The sequence below is a fragment of the Streptomyces sp. NPDC060035 genome (assembly GCF_042736635.1).
Taxonomy (GTDB): Bacteria; Actinomycetota; Actinomycetes; order Streptomycetales; family Streptomycetaceae; genus Streptomyces.
Window position 1 is genome coordinate 177,178 of the sequence record NZ_JBHWVO010000002.1, and the last position, 19,280, is coordinate 196,457.

16 protein-coding genes and 2 tRNA genes are annotated in these 19,280 nt (G+C 69.4%); 5 read left to right on the plus strand and 13 right to left on the minus strand.

Going from position 1 to position 19,280, the window contains the following annotated elements:
• Positions 1-113 precede the first annotated feature (113 nt).
• On the plus strand, positions 114-1,784 hold the full coding sequence (locus ACFWBQ_RS03390) for a hypothetical protein (protein ID WP_385483407.1): 1,671 nt from the start codon (positions 114-116) through the stop codon (positions 1,782-1,784).
• A 59-nt stretch (positions 1,785-1,843) separates the two neighbouring features.
• On the opposite strand, the gene ACFWBQ_RS03395 is transcribed toward ACFWBQ_RS03390, so the two are convergent.
• Positions 1,844-2,416 (minus strand): HIT family protein, encoded by a 573-nt coding sequence (locus tag ACFWBQ_RS03395; RefSeq protein ID WP_385483409.1) that lies wholly within the window; start codon positions 2,414-2,416, stop codon positions 1,844-1,846.
• Positions 2,417-2,482: 66 nt separating this feature from the next.
• Here ACFWBQ_RS03395 and ACFWBQ_RS03400 point away from each other — a divergent pair, with 66 nt between their 5' ends.
• A complete protein-coding gene (locus ACFWBQ_RS03400; protein WP_385483411.1) occupies positions 2,483-3,160 on the plus strand; it encodes a potassium channel family protein in 678 nt (225 codons plus the stop codon).
• A 27-nt stretch (positions 3,161-3,187) separates the two neighbouring features.
• Here the strand turns inward: ACFWBQ_RS03400 and thrS are convergent, their stop codons facing one another.
• The 3 genes from thrS to ACFWBQ_RS03415 all read right to left on the minus strand — a co-directional run bounded on the left by thrS (position 3,188) and on the right by ACFWBQ_RS03415 (position 7,100).
• Entirely contained in the window at positions 3,188-5,164 is a 1,977-nt protein-coding gene (gene thrS, locus ACFWBQ_RS03405) for a threonine--tRNA ligase (RefSeq protein ID WP_385483413.1), read from the minus strand.
• 101 nt (positions 5,165-5,265) lie between these two features.
• Positions 5,266-6,501 carry a hypothetical protein gene (locus ACFWBQ_RS03410; protein WP_385483415.1) on the minus strand — a complete coding sequence of 412 codons (1,236 nt, stop codon included), beginning with the start codon at positions 6,499-6,501 and terminating at the stop codon, positions 5,266-5,268.
• On the minus strand, positions 6,501-7,100 hold the full coding sequence (locus tag ACFWBQ_RS03415) for a DUF4365 domain-containing protein (protein ID WP_385483417.1): 600 nt from the start codon (positions 7,098-7,100) through the stop codon (positions 6,501-6,503). Before ACFWBQ_RS03415 ends, ACFWBQ_RS03410 begins: the two co-directional genes overlap by 1 nt.
• 196 nt (positions 7,101-7,296) lie before the next feature.
• Between ACFWBQ_RS03415 and ACFWBQ_RS03420 the strand changes: the two genes are divergently transcribed.
• The gene (locus ACFWBQ_RS03420) at positions 7,297-8,022 is read left to right on the plus strand and encodes a 3'-5' exonuclease (protein ID WP_385483418.1); all 726 of its coding nucleotides are present in this window, start codon (positions 7,297-7,299) and stop codon (positions 8,020-8,022) included.
• Positions 8,023-8,084: 62 nt separating this feature from the next.
• On the opposite strand, the gene ACFWBQ_RS03425 is transcribed toward ACFWBQ_RS03420, so the two are convergent.
• Positions 8,085-8,156 (minus strand) — tRNA-Val (locus tag ACFWBQ_RS03425).
• Between the two features lie 39 nt (positions 8,157-8,195).
• Positions 8,196-8,642 (minus strand): SRPBCC family protein, encoded by a 447-nt coding sequence (locus ACFWBQ_RS03430; protein ID WP_385483420.1) that lies wholly within the window; start codon positions 8,640-8,642, stop codon positions 8,196-8,198.
• 92 nt (positions 8,643-8,734) lie between these two features.
• Here ACFWBQ_RS03430 and ACFWBQ_RS03435 point away from each other — a divergent pair, with 92 nt between their 5' ends.
• On the plus strand, positions 8,735-11,188 hold the full coding sequence (locus ACFWBQ_RS03435; RefSeq protein WP_385483422.1) for an SCO7613 C-terminal domain-containing membrane protein: 2,454 nt from the start codon (positions 8,735-8,737) through the stop codon (positions 11,186-11,188).
• Here ACFWBQ_RS03435 and ACFWBQ_RS03440 read toward each other — a convergent pair.
• From ACFWBQ_RS03440 to ACFWBQ_RS03470, 7 genes are all read right to left on the minus strand, one after another.
• Positions 11,185-13,929 (minus strand): Tat pathway signal sequence domain protein, encoded by a 2,745-nt coding sequence (locus ACFWBQ_RS03440; RefSeq protein WP_385483424.1) that lies wholly within the window; start codon positions 13,927-13,929, stop codon positions 11,185-11,187. The genes ACFWBQ_RS03435 and ACFWBQ_RS03440 overlap by 4 nt on opposite strands.
• Positions 13,930-13,984: 55 nt before the next feature.
• On the minus strand, positions 13,985-14,575 hold the full coding sequence (locus ACFWBQ_RS03445) for a hypothetical protein (RefSeq protein WP_385483426.1): 591 nt from the start codon (positions 14,573-14,575) through the stop codon (positions 13,985-13,987).
• Between the two features lie 8 nt (positions 14,576-14,583).
• Positions 14,584-15,444 (minus strand): carbohydrate ABC transporter permease, encoded by an 861-nt coding sequence (locus ACFWBQ_RS03450; RefSeq protein ID WP_385483428.1) that lies wholly within the window; start codon positions 15,442-15,444, stop codon positions 14,584-14,586.
• Positions 15,441-16,433 (minus strand): carbohydrate ABC transporter permease, encoded by a 993-nt coding sequence (locus ACFWBQ_RS03455; protein ID WP_385483430.1) that lies wholly within the window; start codon positions 16,431-16,433, stop codon positions 15,441-15,443. The genes ACFWBQ_RS03450 and ACFWBQ_RS03455 overlap by 4 nt, the downstream gene beginning before the upstream one ends.
• Before the next feature lie 11 nt (positions 16,434-16,444).
• Positions 16,445-17,734 carry an ABC transporter substrate-binding protein gene (locus ACFWBQ_RS03460; protein WP_385483432.1) on the minus strand — a complete coding sequence of 430 codons (1,290 nt, stop codon included), beginning with the start codon at positions 17,732-17,734 and terminating at the stop codon, positions 16,445-16,447.
• Positions 17,735-17,921: 187 nt separating this feature from the next.
• Positions 17,922-17,993 (minus strand) — tRNA-Val (locus ACFWBQ_RS03465).
• A 54-nt stretch (positions 17,994-18,047) separates the two neighbouring features.
• Complete coding sequence (locus ACFWBQ_RS03470; RefSeq protein ID WP_385483434.1) at positions 18,048-18,503, minus strand: TIGR02611 family protein; 456 nt, start codon at positions 18,501-18,503, stop codon at positions 18,048-18,050.
• Positions 18,504-18,693: 190 nt separating this feature from the next.
• On the opposite strand from ACFWBQ_RS03470, the gene ACFWBQ_RS03475 reads away from it, so the two are divergent.
• Positions 18,694-19,107, plus strand: a complete 414-nt coding sequence (locus tag ACFWBQ_RS03475; RefSeq protein ID WP_003959770.1) for an SsgA family sporulation/cell division regulator — start codon at positions 18,694-18,696, stop codon at positions 19,105-19,107.
• Positions 19,108-19,280 lie beyond the last annotated feature (173 nt).

Genomic DNA, 19,280 nt, shown 5'->3' on the forward strand with positions numbered 1-19,280 from the left:
GGGCGGCGTTCCGATCCGGACGATACGCTGTGGTCCCAGCTCAGAAGGTGTGCGACGTACGGTAGTTGGGAACAGCCGCAGGAGCAGACCAGGCGTCAAGTGGGGGCGGCAGAGTGGCCAGCAACGGATTCGATTTCTCTCCCGGAGCGCAGATCCCTCTCCAGGGTTCGGCCGGACAGGCGGTGGCGACCAATGCCCTCGCCTCCGCCGCATACCGCGACAGCGATGTGACGGAGATCCTCAAGGCCAACAGCGAGTGGCACAAGTCCGAGGTGAAGCCGGGCGACTCCAAGCTCTTCAAGTCCGACTATTTCAAGCCGAATCTCGGCGAGGCATTCTCCCGCGCCGTGCAGGAACGCACGCTCGGAGGCGACCGCAAGGCACTCATCCAGTCCTTCGGCACCGACCCGCAGACCGTCGTCGAGCACTGCCTGTCCGCCACCCGACTGCGCAAAGCACGCGACACCAGACTGACCCTGGTGACAGCCCTCTTCGGCTTCGCCTTCCTGCCCGGACTGATCCTGTGGGTCCTGGCCTTCCGGCTTCGCGACTCCCTCAACAAATCCAAGGACAGGGTCTTCCAGTCACTGGGCGGCGTCCTGCTCGTCGTCGTCGGTGCCGTCGCCGCATTCTTCCTGATCACCATGCCGGTCACCGGCCTCCTGGCCCTCTACCTCCGCGCCATGGTCGCCGCTCCGGTCATCGGCTGGCTGCTCGCCAAACGGATCGCGGAGACGTCCGCCAAGGACATGCGCGACCGCTGGGAGGGACTCCTCTCCGGCACCGGCGTCAGTGCCAGGATCCCCGAGGCCGTGCCGAAGAATCCCAACGAGACCGCCCGCGAGGCCCTGCGCCAGGGCCTGGAGAAGCTCTCCGCCGAACAGCAGTCCAATGCGGTCTTCTATGCCGGCCCCAAGGGCATCCTCGGCATGGGCACCCGCTGGGGCAGTTGGCAGCTCGCCGAGGAGCTCGTACCCAAGGACCCCACCAAGGAGATCCACCAGTTCCGCAGCTGGGACCTGGTACGGGTCATCCACGACCAGCTCAAGATGCTGGAGCGCGGCCCGCTGAACACCGGAGGCTTCCCCACTCCCTCCGTCAAGCACTGGATCGTGTCACCGGTCGGCGAGAACGCCGACGCCGTCTCCCGCCCCGAGGGCGAGGACGTCGCGACCTTCCAGGTCAAGCCCCACGAGATACAGCGGATCTGCAACCACCAGCAGTTCGGCAGCGGAGACCGGCACTATCTGGGCGTCCAGTTCACTCTCTGGGACGGCCAGTTGGTGATCACCATGCTGATCACCGTCACCGTGCTCCACGAGACCCTGCGGATCGAAGTCACCGGACACGCACTGGGCCCGGTCCACTCGCTCTTCCTCTCCAAGCCCGAAGCCGAGACCAAGACGGTGAAGAAAGCCGTCAAGTTCTGGGAGACCCGCAAGGTCACGCTTCCCCTCGTCAAGGCGAAGGAAGTCGTCAGGCTCGCCCTGCGTGCCCCGTTCACCTGGTATCCGCCGCTGCTCGACTACCTCGGCGGCAAGATCGTCCTCCCCGAGCCCTTCGGCCTGCGTCACGCCTGGGCCGCCAAGCCGTGGGGCCACCGCTTCATGGCGGACGACGCCATGCGGGCGGCCACCCCCGTCCTGCGATCCGTGCACTCCGCCGCCATGCGGGTCCTGCAGGAGAACGGCGTCGACACCGAACGCTTCGACAACCGCTCCATGATCCTCAGTGGCCTCGTCCAGGACCCGGCACCGAGGAAGGCCGACGTCTACGACGCATGACGCAGGGGCGGGCGCCCCGGCCACCCGGCCATGGGCGCCCACCCCTGCGACGCGGAGACTCAGTCGGTGGGCAGCTCGGCCGGCCACACGCCGGCCAGCATCGCCCGGGTGTCCCCCAGCAGCTGAGGCAGCACCTTCGTGTGGGCGACCACCGGCATGAAGTTGGTGTCCCCGCCCCAGCGCGGCACCACATGCTGATGCAGATGCGCGGCGATTCCCGCCCCGGCCTCCGCACCCTGGTTCATCCCGATATTGAATCCGTGAGCTCCGGACGCCGCCCGCAGCGCGATCATGGCCCGCTTGGTGAAATCGGCCAGTTCGGCCGTCTCCGGACCGTCCAGTTCCGTGTAGTCCGCGACGTGCCGGTACGGCACGACCATCAGGTGCCCACCGTTGTACGGGTACAGATTCAGCACGGCGTAGACCTTCTCGCCACGCGCGACGACGAGCCCGTCCTCGTCCGACTTGGAGGGAATCACACAGAACGGACAGCCGTCCTCGGCCCCCGGACCGTTCGGCTTGTTCTCACCCTGGATGTAGGCCATCCGGTGGGGCGTCCACAAGCGCTGGAACGCGTCGGGCGTCCCCACTCCCATCTGCTGCTCCGGCTCACTCGTCATGCCGGTCAGCATATTGCTTCACCCCGGCGGAGCGTGTCGCCGGGGCCCGGCCGGGCAGCGCACCGCAATGCTGAGGCCATGAGCGACCGCCCCGACCCTCCCGACCCCATCCGGCTGAAGGAATGGGAGCAGCGCACAGAGGTCCCGCTCTTCGTCGCGGCGCTGATCTTCCTCGTCGGCTACGCGGTCCGCGTCCTCGCCCCCCACGACAGCGAACCCTGGCGCGACATCGCCCTCGCCCTGGTCTGCGCCACCTGGCTGCTCTTCGCGGTGGACTACGTCGTACGGCTCCACCTCAGCGGCCTCGGCCGGCGCTTCGTACGCACCCACTGGCTGGACACCGTGGTGCTCGCACTGCCCCTGCTGCGCCCGTTGCGCGTGGTGCAGATCTACACGGCGGTCCAGAAGCGCCGGGACAGGCCCCGGCTGAGCCTGTACGCCCGCGTCATGGCCTACGCGGGACTCACGACCGTGCTGCTCGGCTTCTCGGCGGCGCTCGCCGTGTACCACCAGGAGCGCGGGGCCCCGGGCGCCAACATCCGTACGTTCGGCGACGCGGTCTGGTGGGCGTGCGCGACGCTCACGACGGTGGGGTACGGAGATGCGGTCCCGGTGACGCTGGGCGGCCGGATCGTCGCGACGGGGCTGATGGCCTGCGGGCTCGCACTGCTGGGTGCGGTGACGGGTTCGTTCTCCTCGTGGCTCCTGCAGGTGTTCACCCGCGAGGACGAGAAGAGGCCCCCGGGGAGCGCGTAGCTCCCCAGGGGCCTCTTCAGGCAGGGATCACACCTGGACGCGACGCTCCACCACGTCGACGAGCTTGGCGATCGCCACGTCACGGGCGATGCCGTTCTCCTGCGAACCGTCGCGGTAGCGGAAGGACACCGTGCCCGCGTTCATGTCCTCGTCACCGACGATGATCATGAACGGCACCTTGGCGCGCTGGTGGTTGCGGATCTTCTTCTGCATCCGGTCCGAAGAAGCGTCCACCTCCACCCGCAGGCCCTTCTTCCGCGCCTCGGCGGCGAACTCCTGGAGGTACGGGATGTGCGTGTCGCCGATCGGGATACCGACCGCCTGGACCGGGGCCAGCCACACCGGGAACGCACCCGCGTAGTGCTCCAGCAGCACCGCGAAGAAGCGCTCGATGGAGCCGAACAGTGCGCGGTGGATCATGACCGGGCGCTGCTTGGTGCCGTCCGGGCCCGTGTACTCCAGGTCGAAGCGCTCCGGGAGGTTGAAGTCGAGCTGCACGGTCGACATCTGCCAGGTGCGGCCGATGGCGTCCTTGCACTGCACCGAGATCTTCGGGCCGTAGAACGCGGCGCCGCCCGGGTCAGGGACCAGCGGCAGGCCCTGCTTCTCGGCGACCTGGCGCAGCGTCTCGGTGGCCTCTTCCCAGACCTCGTCGGAGCCGACGAACTTCTCCGGGTCCTTGGTGGAGAGCTCCAGGTAGAAGTCGGTCAGCCCGTAGTCGCGCAGGAGGTTGAGGACGAACGTGAGCGTCCGGTCGAGCTCCTCCGCCATCTGCTCCTTGGTGCAGTAGATGTGCGCGTCGTCCTGGGTGAAGCCGCGCGAGCGGGTCAGCCCGTGGACGACACCCGACTTCTCGTACCGGTACACCGTGCCGAACTCGAAGAGGCGCAGCGGGAGTTCCCGGTACGAACGGCCGCGCGCGTCGAAGATCAGGTTGTGCATCGGGCAGTTCATCGGCTTGAGGTAGTAGTCCACCCCGTCGTCGAGCTGCATGGGCGGGTACATGCCGTCGGCGTACCAGTCCAGGTGGCCGGACTTCTCGAAGAGCTTGCCCTTGGTCGCGTGGGGGCTGTAGACGAACTCGTAGCCCTCCTCCTCGTGGCGGCGCCGCGAGTAGTCCTCCATGGCCCGGCGGATGACGCCGCCCTTGGGGTGGAAGACGGCGAGGCCGGGGCCGATCTCGTCGGGGAAGGAGAAGAGGTCCAGCTCGCTGCCGAGCTTGCGGTGGTCGCGCTTGGCGGCCTCCTCCAGGAACTCCAGGTGCGCCTTGAGCTCGTCCTTGGTGGGCCACGCGGTGCCGTAGATGCGCTGCAGCATGGGGTTCTTCTCGCTGCCCCGCCAGTACGCCGCCGCGTTGCGCATCAGCTTGAACGCCGGGATGAACCGGGTGGTGGGCAGGTGCGGACCCCTGCAGAGGTCCTTCCAGCACAGCTCGCCGGTCTTGGCGTCGAAGTTGTCGTAGATGGTCAGCTCGCCGCCGCCCACCTCGACATCCGCGCCGTCGTCCGAGGAGGCCGAGCCCTTGATCCCGATGAGCTCCAGCTTGTACGGCTCGTCGGCGAGCTCCTCGCGGGCCGCCTCGTCGGTGACCACCCGGCGGGAGAACTTCTGCCCCCGCTTCTGGATCTCCTGCATCTTCTTCTCGATGGCCTTGAGGTCCTCGGGCGTGAACGGCTTCTCGACATCGAAGTCGTAGTAGAAGCCGTCCTTGACCGGCGGGCCGATGCCGAGTTTGGCGTCGGGGTGCAGCTCCTGCACGGCCTGCGCCATCACATGCGCGGTGGAGTGCCGCAGGATGTTGAGGCCGTCCTCGGAGGAGATCTCGACGGGCTCGACGACTTCGCCGTCCTGGAGCTCGTACGCGAGGTCCCGCAGCTCGCCCTCGATCCGTGCGGCGACGACGGTGCGCTGTCCGGGGAAGAGCTCGCCGGCCGTCGTTCCCGTCGTCACCACGTGCTCTTCCCGCTCGGAATCGCTTTGGATGATCACACGGACGTCTGACACCGGTCTCTCCTGACTGAGGGGGTGCGTCGCTTTCCTCTGCGCGCGCAAGAGGAATCGTACCGAGCCGGAGGCCCCGGACGCGAAAGGGATACCGCAGGGGCCTACACCTCGTCCCCCGTGCAGGCCTCCTCGAAGAAGTCGACGTTCTCCTGGAGCGACTTCATCAGCCGGTCCCGTTCCGCCTCGTCCACCTGGACGGGCGCGACCTGCGAGGCTCCGGTGAGCCGCCGGAAGCCGCCCCGGTTCTCCAGCCGGCCCTCCACCCGCAGCGGCAGTCCGACGAGGTGGGCGTGGCCCGCGATCCGGTACGCCTCCTCGTCGAGCTCGATCCGGACGTGGGCGACCTCCGCCCCCGCCAGTACCCGCAGCCGTACGACGCCCGGGCCGCGCGGCCCGGAGCGGCGCAGCCGCACGACGGCTCCGGTGATCCGTACCGGGACGGCGGGCTCGTCCTGGAGGTAGCGCACCCCCGCCAGACGCAGGGCGGGCAGATCGCCGGGGGAGAACTCGACGGGCTCGGGCCGTGCGGGGCAGCCTTCGGGGGTTCCGGCGGCGGGAGCCCAGTCCAGCGTGATCCTGGCGCCCTCCGACCCCCGGACCAGGGCGACGACCGCCTCGGTCAGCTCCCGGCTGACCCCGGCCGCGACGGCGCTGTCGAACGCTTCCAGGCCTCCGGTGGCGCGCTGGTAGTCGACGGCCTCCCGGGTGGCGTGCAGCGCCTGGTAGAGCTGTACGGCGACGGCGCGCCCGGAGGCGACGGGGAGATATCCGGTGAGGCGGCGGCCGCCCGGCGCGGGTCCGACGAGGGTGCCGTCCAGCGCCGCCCGCGCCTTCCCACGGTGGCGTGCGCCGTGGTATCCGGCCAGGCCCCGTACGGCGAGGGCTCCGGCGAGCAGGATCTGCCGGGCCGCCGTGCGCAGCTGTTCGGCCTCCGTCCAGCCTGCGGCTCCGGCCGTCTCCTCGGGGACATCACGCCACCAGCGGACCTCGTCGCTGGGCACGGCGAGAGAGACGAGGACGTCACGGGCGGACGGTGCGGCACTGCGGGCGAGCGCGGTGAGAGCCTCGGCGAGCAGGTCCTCGCTGTCGGGGAAGTCAGCGGTGTCGGGCACGAGCAGACTGGTGCCCGCGGCGGCGGAACCGGGCGGGGTCCACCGGCCGTAGCGCCCGGCGGTTCCCCCACGACGGCGCCAGCCGTGCCGGCGCAGGAGCGCGCCGAGGACCGCGGGGTCGACGAGGGCGGGGTCGGGCCCCTGGTCCACGTCCTCCGTGTACGGGTGCGCGCGTGTGCCCGCCGGCGTCGTCCCGCCGGCGGGCTCGTCCATCGACCGGTGCATCAGGGTCTCCCTCCCGCCCCGACCCGGGCCATGATCTCGCAGAGTGCTCGGTCGTCGAAGATCCGCGAGGTCGGGATCCGCACAGTGGTCCTGTGCCGGCCCGTCACCGCGTGGCCGGCCAGGTTGGTCCAGTAGCAGCAGTGCCGCAGGTCGAGACGTTCGTGTCCGGCTCGCAGCCAGTCCTCCTGACTGCGGGGCACGAGCATCACGACCAGGATCTTGTGCACCGACACGGGTGTCCGTGCGAGCTTCACGAGGTGGGCGTTGTCGAGCGTGAAGGAGAACGCCGCGCCCGGTGGGTGCGGGGGAATCTGGTAGGTGCATTTGAGCTGCACCTTGATGGTCACTTCGTCGTCGACGGTGTGGTCGGGGGCGCCGTGGCTGACATGCCAGTCGATGCCGTTGTCGGGAAAGGGCTGCGACAGGGAGCACCCCGCCGCGGCTGCTACCGCGTGCAAGTAGCCCACCTGGAGGGTCTCCATGCAGGCGGTGGTGGCGAGTGTGCCGCGCAGCGGTGGTGCGATCCGCTGCGGCGGCGGTCCTCCCCCGTAGTCCTCGGCGCGGGCGGGACCTCCTGGGTTCGGCTGCGCGAGCGCCATGGCTCCGTGTGCCTTCCGGGCTGTGCCGACCGGTTGCCCGGTCTCCGCTGACGGGACGGCCAACTTCCTTTCCCGTCCCCTGTGTTGTCACCGCAGGAGAGGGCCCTCAAACGGCGTATCAGGCAAAGGGCCCGGGTATCACCGAATCGGGCAGAGGAATCCCGCCATCTGCCAAGCAGGTGCGAGGAGTTCGGGGATGATGCACTGGTTCGAAGGGCCACTGGCCGCTTTTGACACCGAGACAACAGGCGTGGACGTGGAGGAGGACCGGATCGTTTCGGCTGCTCTCGTCGTCCAGGACACCGCGGGCGGAAGGCTCCGCGTCACCCGCTGGCTGGTCAATCCGGGGATTCCGGTGCCCGTCGGGGCCACCGAGATCCATGGTCTGACCGACGACCACCTGCAGCGCAACGGCCGGTGGCCCGCACCGGTCGTCGAGGAGATAGCACGGGCGCTGGCCGAGCAGTGCGCGACGGGGCGGCCGCTCGTCGTGATGAACGCGCCGTTCGATCTGACGCTGCTGGACCGTGAGCTGAAGCGGCACCGGGCGTCGTCGCTGGCCGGGTATCTGCAGAACGTACCCCTGTGCGTGCTGGACCCGCGTGTCCTGGACAAGCATCTGGACCGCTACCGCAAGGGCCGCCGCACACTGACGGATCTGTGTGAGCTGTACGGGGTGGTGCTCGACGGGGCACATGACGCCGCGGCAGACGCGGCGGCATCGCTGGAGCTGGTGCGCGCGGTGGGGCGACGGTTCTCCGCCCGGCTCGAACGGCTGTCGCCTGCGGAGCTGCACTCGTTGCAGGCGGTGTGGCACGCGGCGCAGGCGCGCGGTCTGCAGGCGTGGTTCGAGAAGAACGGCGAGGCGGAGGCGGTGGATCCGGCGTGGCCGCTGCGTCCTGCGCTGCCCGCGGCGGCCTGATCCGGGGCCGGGTACGCGAAAGCCGGTCCGTCGGTGATGCTGACGGACCGGCCTTTCCCGGGTGGGCGATACTGGGTTCGAACCAGTGACCTCTTCGGTGTGAACGAAGCGCTCTCCCACTGAGCTAATCGCCCGGGAACGGGTTGAACCATACAGGGCCCGGCGGGTTACGTTCAAACTCCTTGGAGCCTGGCCGCCAGCCCGCGGCGTCCGGCGCGCATCATCAGCGTGTGATTGGCGCGGAAGACCAGGCGTCCGGGCACGGCGAGGCGGCGCAGCAGCGTTCTGCGGACGACGGCCTCCTGCTCGTACACGGCCCGGCTGCCGCCGTCGTGCGGGGTGACGGTCCAGCGGACCCAGCCGTCGAGATCGCCGGTCATGGCGGCTTGAAGGATCCGGGAGGCGGGGTCGCGGCGGCTCTGCCGGAGGGTCACGACGAGGTCGTACGGGAGCAGGGAGCGGAAGCGCGTCGTGGCCGTGGTGTCGTCGACGGGGGTGATCTCGCGGACCTGCGGCCACCACCGGGGGTAGTCCTCGGCGCGTTCGAGGGCCGCGTACACGGTGTCGGGAGCGGCGGGCAGGTCCCAGACGTGTCTGAAGCGGTAGTGGTTCCAGTCCATGGTTCCAGTCTGCGCGTGCCGGGCCTACTCAGTGCCAGAACTGAGTATCCGAGCGCATGTACGGGACTGTGGTGGCCGCCACACTCCCGTACATGGAACATGTGCCGCCACCCGCCGAGGAATTGGCGCTCCTCGATCAAGAACTGGTCCGGCTGGACGCCCGTCGGCTGCAGCTGCTGAATCGCCGTGCCTGGCTGCTGAGCGTGCTGCGGCCGCCGGTGGCGCCGTCGCCGTTCGTGGCGCCTGCCGCACGGCCCGCTGCCGCGCCGTTCACCTGGGGGCCGCCGGGCGGAGCCGTCCCGGCCGCACCGTCGGCCTCTTCGTCCGGTGTGCAGAACGTGCTGCTGGTCCTCGGTGGTCTGCTGCTGACGATCGCGGCGATCGCCTTCACCCTGTTCAGCTGGGGCGAGATGGGCATCGCCGGCCGCTCGGCGGTGCTGGCGGCGGTGACGGTCGGTGCGCTCGCGGCGCCCGCGCTGCTTCTGAGGCACAAGCTGTCCGCGACGGCGGAGGCGCTGGCGGCACTGGCGCTGGTACTGACGGTGCTGGACGCGTACGCGCTGCACGCGGTGGCCGCCCCGGACACGGGCGGGCTCGGCTTCGCGGCGGCCTCGTCGGCAGTGCTCATGGCGTTGTGGACGGCATACGGTCTGGCGCTGGGGCAGCTGCGGCTGCCGCTGCCCGTTGCCGTGGTGGCGGGTCAGCTGCCGCTGGTGCTGTGGGCGTGGGCCGCAGGGGCGCCGGAGGTGGTCTTCGGGTGGGCGCTGCTGGTGACCGCGGCGGTGGATGTCGCGGTGGCGCTGTGGGGCCGGGGGCTCGCGGTGCGGGTCACGGCGGGCATCGGGGCATCGTCGGCCGGGCTGATCGCGCTGCTGATCGGCCTGGGTCAATCCGTGTCGGCCGGCGGTCCGCTCGCGGCCGTGGGCCCGGGGGCGCTGTTGCTGGCCGGTGCGGGGGTGGCCCTGTTCGGGGCGTGGCACGCGCCGAAGGAGTGGGCCGTGGCCGCGGGTGCGGTGGCGGGTCTCGCCGCGGTGGCCGCGGTGGGCGGTGTGCTGCGTACGGGCGTGCCGTGGAACTGGTCGGTCGTGATGTATCTGCTGTGCGGTGCGGTGCTGCTGGTGGTGGTACGGCTCCGGGTCCCGCAGCCGGTGGGCCGGGGTCTGCTGGGGGCGTCCGCCTCGGTGACGGCGGGCGCGGTGCTGTGGGCGTTGCCTGCGGTGGCGGCCGTGCTGCTGGGGCCGGTGTCCTTGCTGGCCGATGTGTGGTCCGGGGCTCCGGAGGGCATCCGGGGTGCGCTGGGAACGTCGATGCCGTGGCCGGAGTCGGCCGCGTCGCCGGTGGTGCTCGTGCTGGTGGCGGGCCTGTTGGCGGCGCTGTACGCGTGGTGGGACCGGGCGCGCGGCACGCTGCTGCCGCCTCGTCCCAGGTGGCGTGTCGCTGCGGGGGCCGGTGCGATGGTCCTGGGCTGGGGTGCGGTACTGGCGCTGCCGGCGGTGGTGGATGTGCCGTATGCGGTGGCGGTGGGCGTGGAACTGCTGCTGGTGGCGGGGCTGCTGGCGGTCGCCGTACGGCAGGGGGCCGGTGTTCTTTCGCTCACCGCGCTGGTGTGCGCGCTCGTGGGCGCGGTGAGTGCGGGGCTGCTCGCGCTGGCCGCCGAGGTGGCCACGTACGCGGTGTTCGTGGGCCTGGTGGCACTGTTCGCGGGTGCGGCGGCCCGGTCGCGGGCGGCTGGGGTGCAGTCGGTCCTGGCCGGCGTCTCCGTACTGTGTGCGATCGTGCCGGTTTCGGCGGCGGGGGCGTCTTGGGGGTGGAGCGCGCCGCACACGGCTCCGTTGGTCCTGGTCGTTCCGGCGGTCACGGTGCTGCTCGGGGCACGGCTGCGGGTCGCCGCGGTGGCGTTGACGCTGGAGCTCACCGGGGCCTTCGGCGCGCTGGTGGCCGTGGGGCTCGCGGTGACGGACGCGCCCTTCCTGGCGCTGGTGCTGGCGCTGTGCGGGGTGCTGGCCGCGGGGAGCGCGGTGCGGCCGGAACGCCGGCCGGTGGCGGCGTATCTGGCGGTGGTGCTGTTCCTGATGGCGGCGTGGGTGCGGCTGGCGGCTTCGGAGGTGACGGACCCGGAGGCGTACACCGTGCCGGTGTCGGTGGCCGCGTTCGCGGTGGGGTACCTGCGCCGTCGCACGGACCCGGATGCCTCCTCCTGGGTGGCGTACGGCCCCGCGCTCTCGATGACGATGGTGCCGAGCCTTGTGGTGGCGTGGGTCGATCCGCACTGGCTGCGGCCCCTGCTGCTGGGCGTGGCGGCGCTCGTGGTCACGCTGGTGGGCGCCCGCTTGCGGCTTCAGGCGCCCTTGGTGCTCGGCGGTTCGGTCCTGGCGATGGTCGGGCTCCACGAGCTGGCTCCGCATGTCGTCCAGGTCTTCGACGCACTCCCCCGCTGGGCGCCCCCGGCGCTCGCCGGGCTGCTGCTGCTCGCGCTCGGGGCGACGTACGAACAGCGGCTGCGCGACGCGCGCCGGGTGCGGGAGAGCCTGGGCCGGATGCGTTAGGGCATCCTGTCGCCGACGAGTGCGAGGTTCTGGATCGCCGCGAGTCCGTACAGGGCGGTGGAGTTGGTGCTGACCCAGGCCGCTTCACTGCCCGGGACGGTCCCGGTCGGCCCCTCGACCTTGTGGGTGCTCCAGTCGGTGCTCTCCTTGTAGTCCCAGGCGTCGGTGCTGCTGTAGAACTGCTTCCACGCCCGGGTGGCGAGGGTGACGTCGCCGGTCTGGGCGGCGGCGTAGGCGTCCTGTCGCGAGTGGCCCTGGAACAGCAGCAGGGAGCCGAAGTTGCTGCCGTAGCGCGCGGCTTGTTCGGCCTTGCTCGCGTTGAAGTAGCGGCAGTAGTCGAGCCATGCGGCCTTGAAGGCGGGCATGTCGATCATGTCGATGAGTTCGGCGTTGAGTTCGACGAGGCCGAACATGGCCGACAGGTGCGAGACACCGACCTCGGGCTTCTCGGCGATGGCGAACCTCCCCGTGTCGAGGTCGTACAGACCGACGCCCTGGACGAAGCCGTTGGGCTGGGCGGCGATGGTCTCCATGGTGGACAGGACCCGGTCCCTGGCCTTCTCCCACTTGGGTCCGCGGCGCTCCCACTCGGTGAGCCAGGCGGAGACGAGCCCGCTCCAGTCGGTGCCGAAGCCGATGGACAGGGCGTGCCGGTCGGGGGTGTACGGCTCGGTGCGGATCTTGCGGATGGGGTCGAGGGCGAGGAAGGTCTCGTCGGAGTCGACGTTGGCGTGCATGAGGTCACCGACGCGCTCGTCCGCGGTGAGGAAGTAGAACATGCGGCGGTAGGTGGTGTTGGCGATGCGCTGCTGTTTGGCGCTGTCGGCGTAGTGCTGGACGCCGTGGCGCGTGCCGAGTCCGGCCCATTTGCCGAGGTGGTAGACGTCGACCTCGCCGGTGTGCCGGGTCATGGCCTCGGCGAAGCGGTAGATGTCGGCGCGGCCCGAGCGCATGTAGGCGTACCAGAGCCACAGGTCGGGCGAGAGCTCGGAGTTGTCCCAGGCGTAGCCGCCGACGTCGTAGCACCACTGGTGGCGGGTGGGGTCGTAGGTGTGCATGATGTCGCCGTAGTCCCAGAAGCCGTACCAACGGCGCATCTCCACCTGGTCCTTGTAGTACGTGAAAAGGAAGTCCAGGTGGTCCTCGATCTTCGACTTGGCGGCACTGGACCGGTCGGGTTCGGCGAAGAGCCCGCCGAAGACCTTGGCCTTGATGAGCTGCTTGGGCGGCGCGGCGAGCTGGGGCGGGGTGCGTACGGCGTCGACCTGCTGGGCGAGAGTCTCGGCGGCGGGGGTGGACTCGTTGGCCCAGAAGAGGAGTTCGCTGGTCCTCGCGATGCCGTACGGGGTGCCGAAGCCGGGTTCGTAGTCCTCGTAGGTGATGTTGAGGCCTTCGAGCTGTTCGGCGTAGGTGTCCTGTTCCATGCCGTCGTGGTAGAAGCGCAGGTCCATGGGCCGGGCTTCGGGTGACCAGAGCCAGAGGGTGACCTCGGCCTCGTCGGTCTGGGCGTCGCGGATGTCGAGCTGGGCGGGGTGCTTCTCCCAGAAGTCGCGCAGCCCGAAGGACAATCCGCCGCTCGGCCCGCCGACGTATCCGAAGCCGGAGGCCCGCGTGCCGCCCCCGGCGGCGATCCAGCCGTGGCCCTTCTTCGTGCGCTTGCGCAGTCCGAAGCCGTCGGCGGAGAGCTGGGAGAGCGTGTAGTCGCCCCACTCGGGGATGTACTGGAGGCGGGTGGTGACCCGCTGGTCCCAGGTGGCGGGGTCGGGGAGCTTCTGGCCGGCGAACTGGGCCTCGCGCACGGCGGCGCCCGGGTCGCGACGCAGTCCGGTGATGCCCTTCACGGCCTCGCGCAGGAGGCCGGTGCCGTCGCCACCGATGCGGATGTGGCGGTCGTGGGCGGCGTCGCGCATCGGGACGGTGAAGCGGACACCGAGGCCGCGGATGAAGTCGCCGCTCGCCTTGCCGGGTTCCTGGGTGCCGTCGTAGGTGATGGTGTGCATCATCCGGAAGGAGTCCGCGCCCGCGTAGAAGTAGAACCGTACGGAGAACGGCATCCAGGAGCGCGAGCCCTTGCGGTGCTTGCCGTCGATGCGGACGACGGCGCGGACGGGGCCGTCCTGTTCTATCGCCGCCTCGTCGATGACGCTCTCGAAGCGTTCGTACTTCTCGATGCCCTGGTCGCCGTCCTCGATCTCGTTCTGACGCAGCAGGACGAGCCGGCCGTTGCGGGCGATCTCGGTGGAGCCGCGGGTGACGGTCTTGACGAGGGCGGCTCCGTTCGTGCCGAGCTTGGCGGTGATCACCCCGGTGGAGACAGTGATGGTGCCGCCCGCGCGGGTGGCGGTGACCTTCTTCTCCGGGGCGGCGGGGGTCCCGGCGGTGAGTGCGAACTTCTTGGCGGTGACCTGGGGGCCGACCGCGTGCGCGGTCCATTTGAGCGAGCCGTCCGGCCAGTAGCCGATGGGCCAGGTCTGTACGGGGACGTCCTTGCCGTCCTCGGTGGCCAGCGCGAACGTCTGGTCCTTGGCGTACTGCCCTCTGGGCCAGGGCACACCCAGCGTGGACCCGGGGGCGGCGCCGAGCTCGCCGGACTCCAGCCAGGTGAGGGGGACGGGCTCGGTCGTCTTCTCCGTGCTCCGGGCGGCGGTTGCGGTGGTGGCGCCGAGGGACCAGCTGAACTGGGCAGCCGCGCCGGCCGCCGCTGCGGCCTTCAGGAGTGTTCTGCGGGGCATCCTGGACATGGTTGTGCCTCTCTCCGTACGGATCGGGGACATCGAGAAGGTGGCGCGAGGGGGGTCAGCGGGCGAGCCGGCGCGCCTCTACAGCGGTGGCGGCGGCTGCAACGGCCCCGACGACGGGTACGGCCAGCGGCAGCACCAGCGCGCCGGAGAGCACGACGACGGCCATCCCGCAGACCAGCAGGAGGGAGCCGGCCGGGTCACGGACCGTGCGGCGGCCCGCGGCGGCCAGGAGGATCCGCCAGCTGACACCGGGCTCCCAGCACGCGGCGGCGCGCACGACCGCGACCAGGTAGCCGATCAGTGCGAGGATGCCGACGGCGCCCACGAAGGGACCGCCGGGCAGCCCGGCCTGTACGGCCGACAGGTCCAGCAACAGCAGTGCTCCGGCGGCCCACACGGACACACCGACGAGCCAGCCGCCGCGGGCAGCGGCGCGTGCGTCGGTGACGAATTCCCGCAGACCGCCGTGTTCGCCCGCCAGGTGGCGGCGCAGGTGCCGGGTCCCCGCGGCGAAGGCCGCGGGGAACGTGAGGAGCGGCAGGGCGGCGACGGCGATCCATACGCCGGTGAGCAGGCATTCGGAGAACAGGCCGAAGCGGTCCATGAATCGCGAACGCCGTTCCACGGTGCGGGTCTTCGTCGTCATGGTGCGCCTCAGCCCTTCAGGCCGGAGGTGGCCATGCCGTCGATCAGGTAGCGCTGGAAGGCGATGAAGAAGGCCAGCACCGGCAGCAGGGCCACCAGCGACATGGCGATCATGCCGCCGTAGTCCGCCACCGCGTCCTGGTCGATGAACATCTTCAGGCCCATCGAGACGGTGTACTTGTCCGGCTCGTTGAGATACAGCAGCGGACCCATGAAGTCGTTCCAGGCGTTGATGAAGGTGAAGATGGCGCTGGTGATGAGCGCGGGCCTGCAGAGCGGCATGACGATCGACCAGTAGATCCTCAGGTGCCCGCAGCCGTCGAGCCGCGCCGCCTCGTCGAGCTCCTTGGGCAGGCCGCGCATGAACTGCACCATCAGAAAGACGAAGAAGGCGTCGGTGGCGAGGTACTTGCCGATGAGCAGCGGCGTGAAGGTGTTGATCAGCTCCAGCTTCTGGAACAGCACGTACTGCGGAATGATCAGTACGTGGTACGGCAGGAGCAGGGTGCCGATCATGATGGCGAACATGACGTTGCGGCCGGCGAAGCGGACCTTCGCGAAGGCGTACGCCGTCAGCGAGCAGGACAGCACCACTCCGATGACCGAACCGACGGCGATGTACGCCGAGTTCAGAAAGAACGTCGAGATGGGGATGTCGGCGATGCCCCTGGTGAGCCGGGTGTAGTTGTCCGTGATGGGGTCGGCCGGGAACAGGTCCAGGGCGCCGATGATGTCCGCGCTCGGCTTGAACGAGGCGCCGATCGTCCACACCACCGGGTAGAGGACCACGGCGAGGATGACGAGCGCACCGAGGTGCCAGGCAAGCGCGCCGGGTCCCCGGCGTCGTACGGCTGCGTTCAGGAGACTCATCGGCCGCCCTCCTCGTAGTGCACCCAGCGCTTCTGGGACCAGAACAGCACGGCGGTGACCAGGCCGACCGCGACGAGCAGCAGCCACCCCATGGCGGAGGCGAAGCCCATCCGGCTGTTCGCGAAGCCCTGTTCGTACAGGTAACAGGTGTAGACGAGCGTCGCGTCGGCCGGTCCGCAGGTGCTGTTGCTGACGATGTAGGCGGAGCCGAAGATCTGGAAGGAGTGGATGGTCTCCAGCAGGACGTTGAAGAACAGCACCGGCGAGATCATCGGCAGGGTGATGTGGAAGAACCTGCGCCAGGGGCCGGCTCCGTCCACCTCGGCCGCCTCGTACAGTTCGCGCGGGACCTGTTTGAGGCCCGCCAGGAAGATGACCATCGGGGCACCGAATTGCCAGACGGTGAGGGCGATCAGCGCGTAGATGATCATCCCGGGGTCGCCGATCCAGCCACCCACCTCGACGCCGAACACCTTCTGCGTACGGTCGACGAGGGCGTCGTCCGAGAACAGCGCGCGCCAGACGATGGCCGCCGACACGCTCGCGCCGATCAGGGACGGGGCGTAGAAGGCCGCCCGGTAGAAGGACTGACCCCACCGCTTCTGAGCGAGCAGCATCGCGACGGCGAGTGCGGCGGCCAGTTTGACCGGGGTGCCGATCAGTACGTACCAGGAGGTGACCTTGACCGACTGACGCCAACGGGGGTCGGCGAACATGTCGGTGAAGTTCTGCAGGCCGATCCAGCGCGGGGCTTCGAACAGGTTGTACTCGGTGAACGAGAGGTACAGCGAGAACACCATGGGCCCGGCGATCATGAACAGGAAGCCCGCGATCCAGGGCGACATGAACAGATAGCCGGCCAGATTCTCGCGGCTGCCGGACCGCTGGGGACCGGCAGGTGGCGCGTCTCCTGCGGGACCGATCCGCTTGTCCGCGGGCCGGTCGTCCCCGGGCGCGAGAGCGCCCGAGGAGGTCTGGATGTGAGTCACCGCGGTCCCTCTCAGTTCGAGGCGAGTGCGGTCTTGGCCTCGGAGAAGAACTGCTTCACGGAGTCCTTCGGCGAGGCCTTGCCCAGGGAGAGGTCGGCGGAGATACGCAGGAAGGCCGCCTCGATCACGTCGGCGCCCGCCGGGTGCGGGGTGATCGGCTCGAGGATGTTCGCGTCGGCGATCGCGGTCTCGTACGCGGCGATCGCCTTGCTGGGGGCGTCGGTGGGCTGGAAGGCCTCGAACTGGGCAGTGGTGGCGGGTACGCCGCGGTCGTACCCCATGATCCGGGCGACCGCGGGGTCGTGGGTCATGAAGCTGATGAAGGTCGCCACCTCGGCCGGATGCTTGGTGCGCGCCGAGGCGCTGAGCATCAGCGATCCCAGGTACTGGCCGGTCCTCTTTCCGTCGGTGCTGGGGATGGGCGCGAGGCCGTAGCTGCTCTTGCCCTCCGCGCTGTAGCGGACGGAGAAGTTGTCCCAGGTGAACTCTCCGGCGGAGAGTCCCTTGGCGGTCGCGGAGGCGGGCTTGATCTGCTCGACCTTCTTGGGGTCGGCGTAGACACCCGACTTGACCCGCGCAAGGGCCTCGGTCCAGTACGGCAGCAGCTCGGTCTCACCGAAGCCCATGCCGTCCTCGGTGAAGAAGGCCTTGCCGTTCTGGCGGAGTATCAGGTCGTACAGGTACATCACGCCGTGCGGTCCGGCGTCACCGGCGATCTTCTGGCCGTTCTTGATCTTCTGCAGGCCCGCGTACCAGTCGTCCCAGGTCCAGCCGATCTCGGGGACGATGCCGGCCTTCTCATAGACCTTCTCGTCGATGACCAGGGCCATCGAGTTGCTGCCGACCGGCACGCCGAGCAGCTTGCCGTCGACCTCCGCGAACTTCTCCAGCCCGGAACGGAAACCGTCGAGGCTGAGATTGCCCTTCTCCACCTGGGGGTTGAGGTCGAGGAGGACGTTCTTCGCCTCGTACTTGCGCAGGAAGGTCACGGCGTTCTGGATGACGTCCGGGGCGTTGCCGCCTGCCGCCTGCGTGTTGAACTTCTTCCAGAAGTCCCCGTACTGCTGGAAGTCCGTCTTTACCTTGATCTTCGGGTGCTTCTTCTCGAAGAGGGCGACGCACTGCTGGACCTTCTTCGCCCGGTCGTCAGCGCCCCACCAGGAGTGCCGGATGGTGACCGTACCCCCGGAACCGCTGCCTCCACCTGAGCCGCAACCGGCCGCGGTCAGGCCGAGACCGGCCGCCGAGAGGCCGGCCAGCTTCAGCATCTGCCGCCGGTCCATGCCGTTGTTCCGAGACATAACTAGCCCCCACCGTCGCATTGAATCGTTTTAGAAAGCGCTTGCTGGGTCAAAGTAAGGAGCGGCACCCGGCGCGTCAACGGTTCGGACGAAAATCAGCGAAACGCCCGGCCCGCCGAACAACTGCATGCGAAAACACCGATGGCCCGGAAGCTTCGACTGAAGCTTCCGGGCCATCGGTACGGGGTGGGCGATACTGGGTTCGAACCAGTGACCTCTTCGGTGTGAACGAAGCGCTCTCCCACTGAGCTAATCGCCCCGGCGCACGGCAAACATTACCCCACGCCGGCGGTGCCCCCGGACCACCGTCAGGTCACTGCTCGATCTTCCACGGCATGGTGATCCCGAACTTCCAGACGTAGATCCCGACCAGCACGGTGATGATCACGAGCCCCACCGTGGTGAGGATGATGTTGCGCCGCCGCACCTCGGGATCAAGGGCGCGCTGAGCAGCTTCGGTGACCTTGCGCCGGGTCCAGCGCAGGACGAGCTGCGCCCAGACGAATTCGGTCGCCCAGATCGCCATGCCCCCGAAAATCACCAGCCAGCCGGGCCCCGGCAGCGGCAGCATCACGATGCCCGCCCCGACCACCGCGAGGCCGACGACGAAGATGCCGACCTGCCAGCTCACATGCAGCACCCGGGACGCCTTGATGAACTCCGGCGCCCGCGAGCCCAGCTCTCTTTCGGCTTTCGCCTCGTCCCCCGCCGCGGGCTCGGCGGCCGGCCCTGAGGCGACCTCGCTCCGCTCGTCACTCTCCGCATTCATGAAGCCCAACCTACCCGAACGGTTCTGGTCACTGGAATGGACGCATCACCCAAAGTTACACACCGCCCCACAAGGCACCCGAAGCATCACAAATAGGTCAGAGGGGTTTACAACACCACCGTAGGTGGCATGTCGATTTCGCCGACGTGCGAATCCCCGAGCGCACACTGAGCGAAAGGCCCTGGCGCTTATGAACACCACGGTCAGCTGCGAGCTGCACCTGCGCCTCGTTGTGTCGAGCGAGTCCTCACTGCCTGTACCCGCGGGCCTGCGGTATGACACGGCCGACCCCTATGCCGTGCACGCCACCTTCCACACCGGAGCGGAGGAGACGGTCGAGTGGGTTTTCGCCCGTGACCTCCTTGCCGAGGGGCTGCACCGGCCCACCGGCACCGGAGACGTTCGCGTCTGGCCATCACGTAGTCACGGCCAGGGTGTCGTCTGCATCGCACTGAGCTCCCCGGAGGGCGAAGCCCTGCTGGAGGCTCCGGCAAGGGCCCTGGAGTCGTTCCTGAAAAGGACCGACGCCGCGGTTCCGCCGGGCACCGAGCATCGTCACTTCGACCTCGATACGGAGCTCTCACACATCCTGGCCGAGAGCTGAGCCAGGCCGAGAGCTGCGGGACGCCGTCCGACTCGGGGATGACGGCGTCGCGCGGACAACCTCATACGGCAGACACCGGCGCCGGGGGCCCCGGCAAAAACCCCGCGGCGGCGGGGGGGGGGGCCCCCGCCGGCGCGCCCCCGGGGGCCCCCCCGCGCGGGGCCCCCGGCGGA

Coding starts and splice junctions, on each gene's coding strand:
- ACFWBQ_RS03395 (WP_385483409.1), bottom strand. CDS start 2,416: ATGCTGACCGGCATGACGAGTGAGCCGGAGCAGCAGATGGGAGTGGGG.
- ACFWBQ_RS03400 (WP_385483411.1), top strand. CDS start 2,483: ATGAGCGACCGCCCCGACCCTCCCGACCCCATCCGGCTGAAGGAATGG.
- ACFWBQ_RS03410 (WP_385483415.1), bottom strand. CDS start 6,501: ATGCACCGGTCGATGGACGAGCCCGCCGGCGGGACGACGCCGGCGGGC.
- ACFWBQ_RS03415 (WP_385483417.1), bottom strand. CDS start 7,100: ATGGCGCTCGCGCAGCCGAACCCAGGAGGTCCCGCCCGCGCCGAGGAC.
- ACFWBQ_RS03420 (WP_385483418.1), top strand. CDS start 7,297: ATGATGCACTGGTTCGAAGGGCCACTGGCCGCTTTTGACACCGAGACA.
- ACFWBQ_RS03430 (WP_385483420.1), bottom strand. CDS start 8,642: ATGGACTGGAACCACTACCGCTTCAGACACGTCTGGGACCTGCCCGCC.
- ACFWBQ_RS03435 (WP_385483422.1), top strand. CDS start 8,735: ATGGAACATGTGCCGCCACCCGCCGAGGAATTGGCGCTCCTCGATCAA.
- ACFWBQ_RS03440 (WP_385483424.1), bottom strand. CDS start 13,929: ATGTCCAGGATGCCCCGCAGAACACTCCTGAAGGCCGCAGCGGCGGCC.
- ACFWBQ_RS03445 (WP_385483426.1), bottom strand. CDS start 14,575: ATGACGACGAAGACCCGCACCGTGGAACGGCGTTCGCGATTCATGGAC.
- ACFWBQ_RS03450 (WP_385483428.1), bottom strand. CDS start 15,444: ATGAGTCTCCTGAACGCAGCCGTACGACGCCGGGGACCCGGCGCGCTT.
- ACFWBQ_RS03460 (WP_385483432.1), bottom strand. CDS start 17,734: ATGTCTCGGAACAACGGCATGGACCGGCGGCAGATGCTGAAGCTGGCC.
- ACFWBQ_RS03470 (WP_385483434.1), bottom strand. CDS start 18,503: ATGAATGCGGAGAGTGACGAGCGGAGCGAGGTCGCCTCAGGGCCGGCC.
- ACFWBQ_RS03475 (WP_003959770.1), top strand. CDS start 18,694: ATGAACACCACGGTCAGCTGCGAGCTGCACCTGCGCCTCGTTGTGTCG.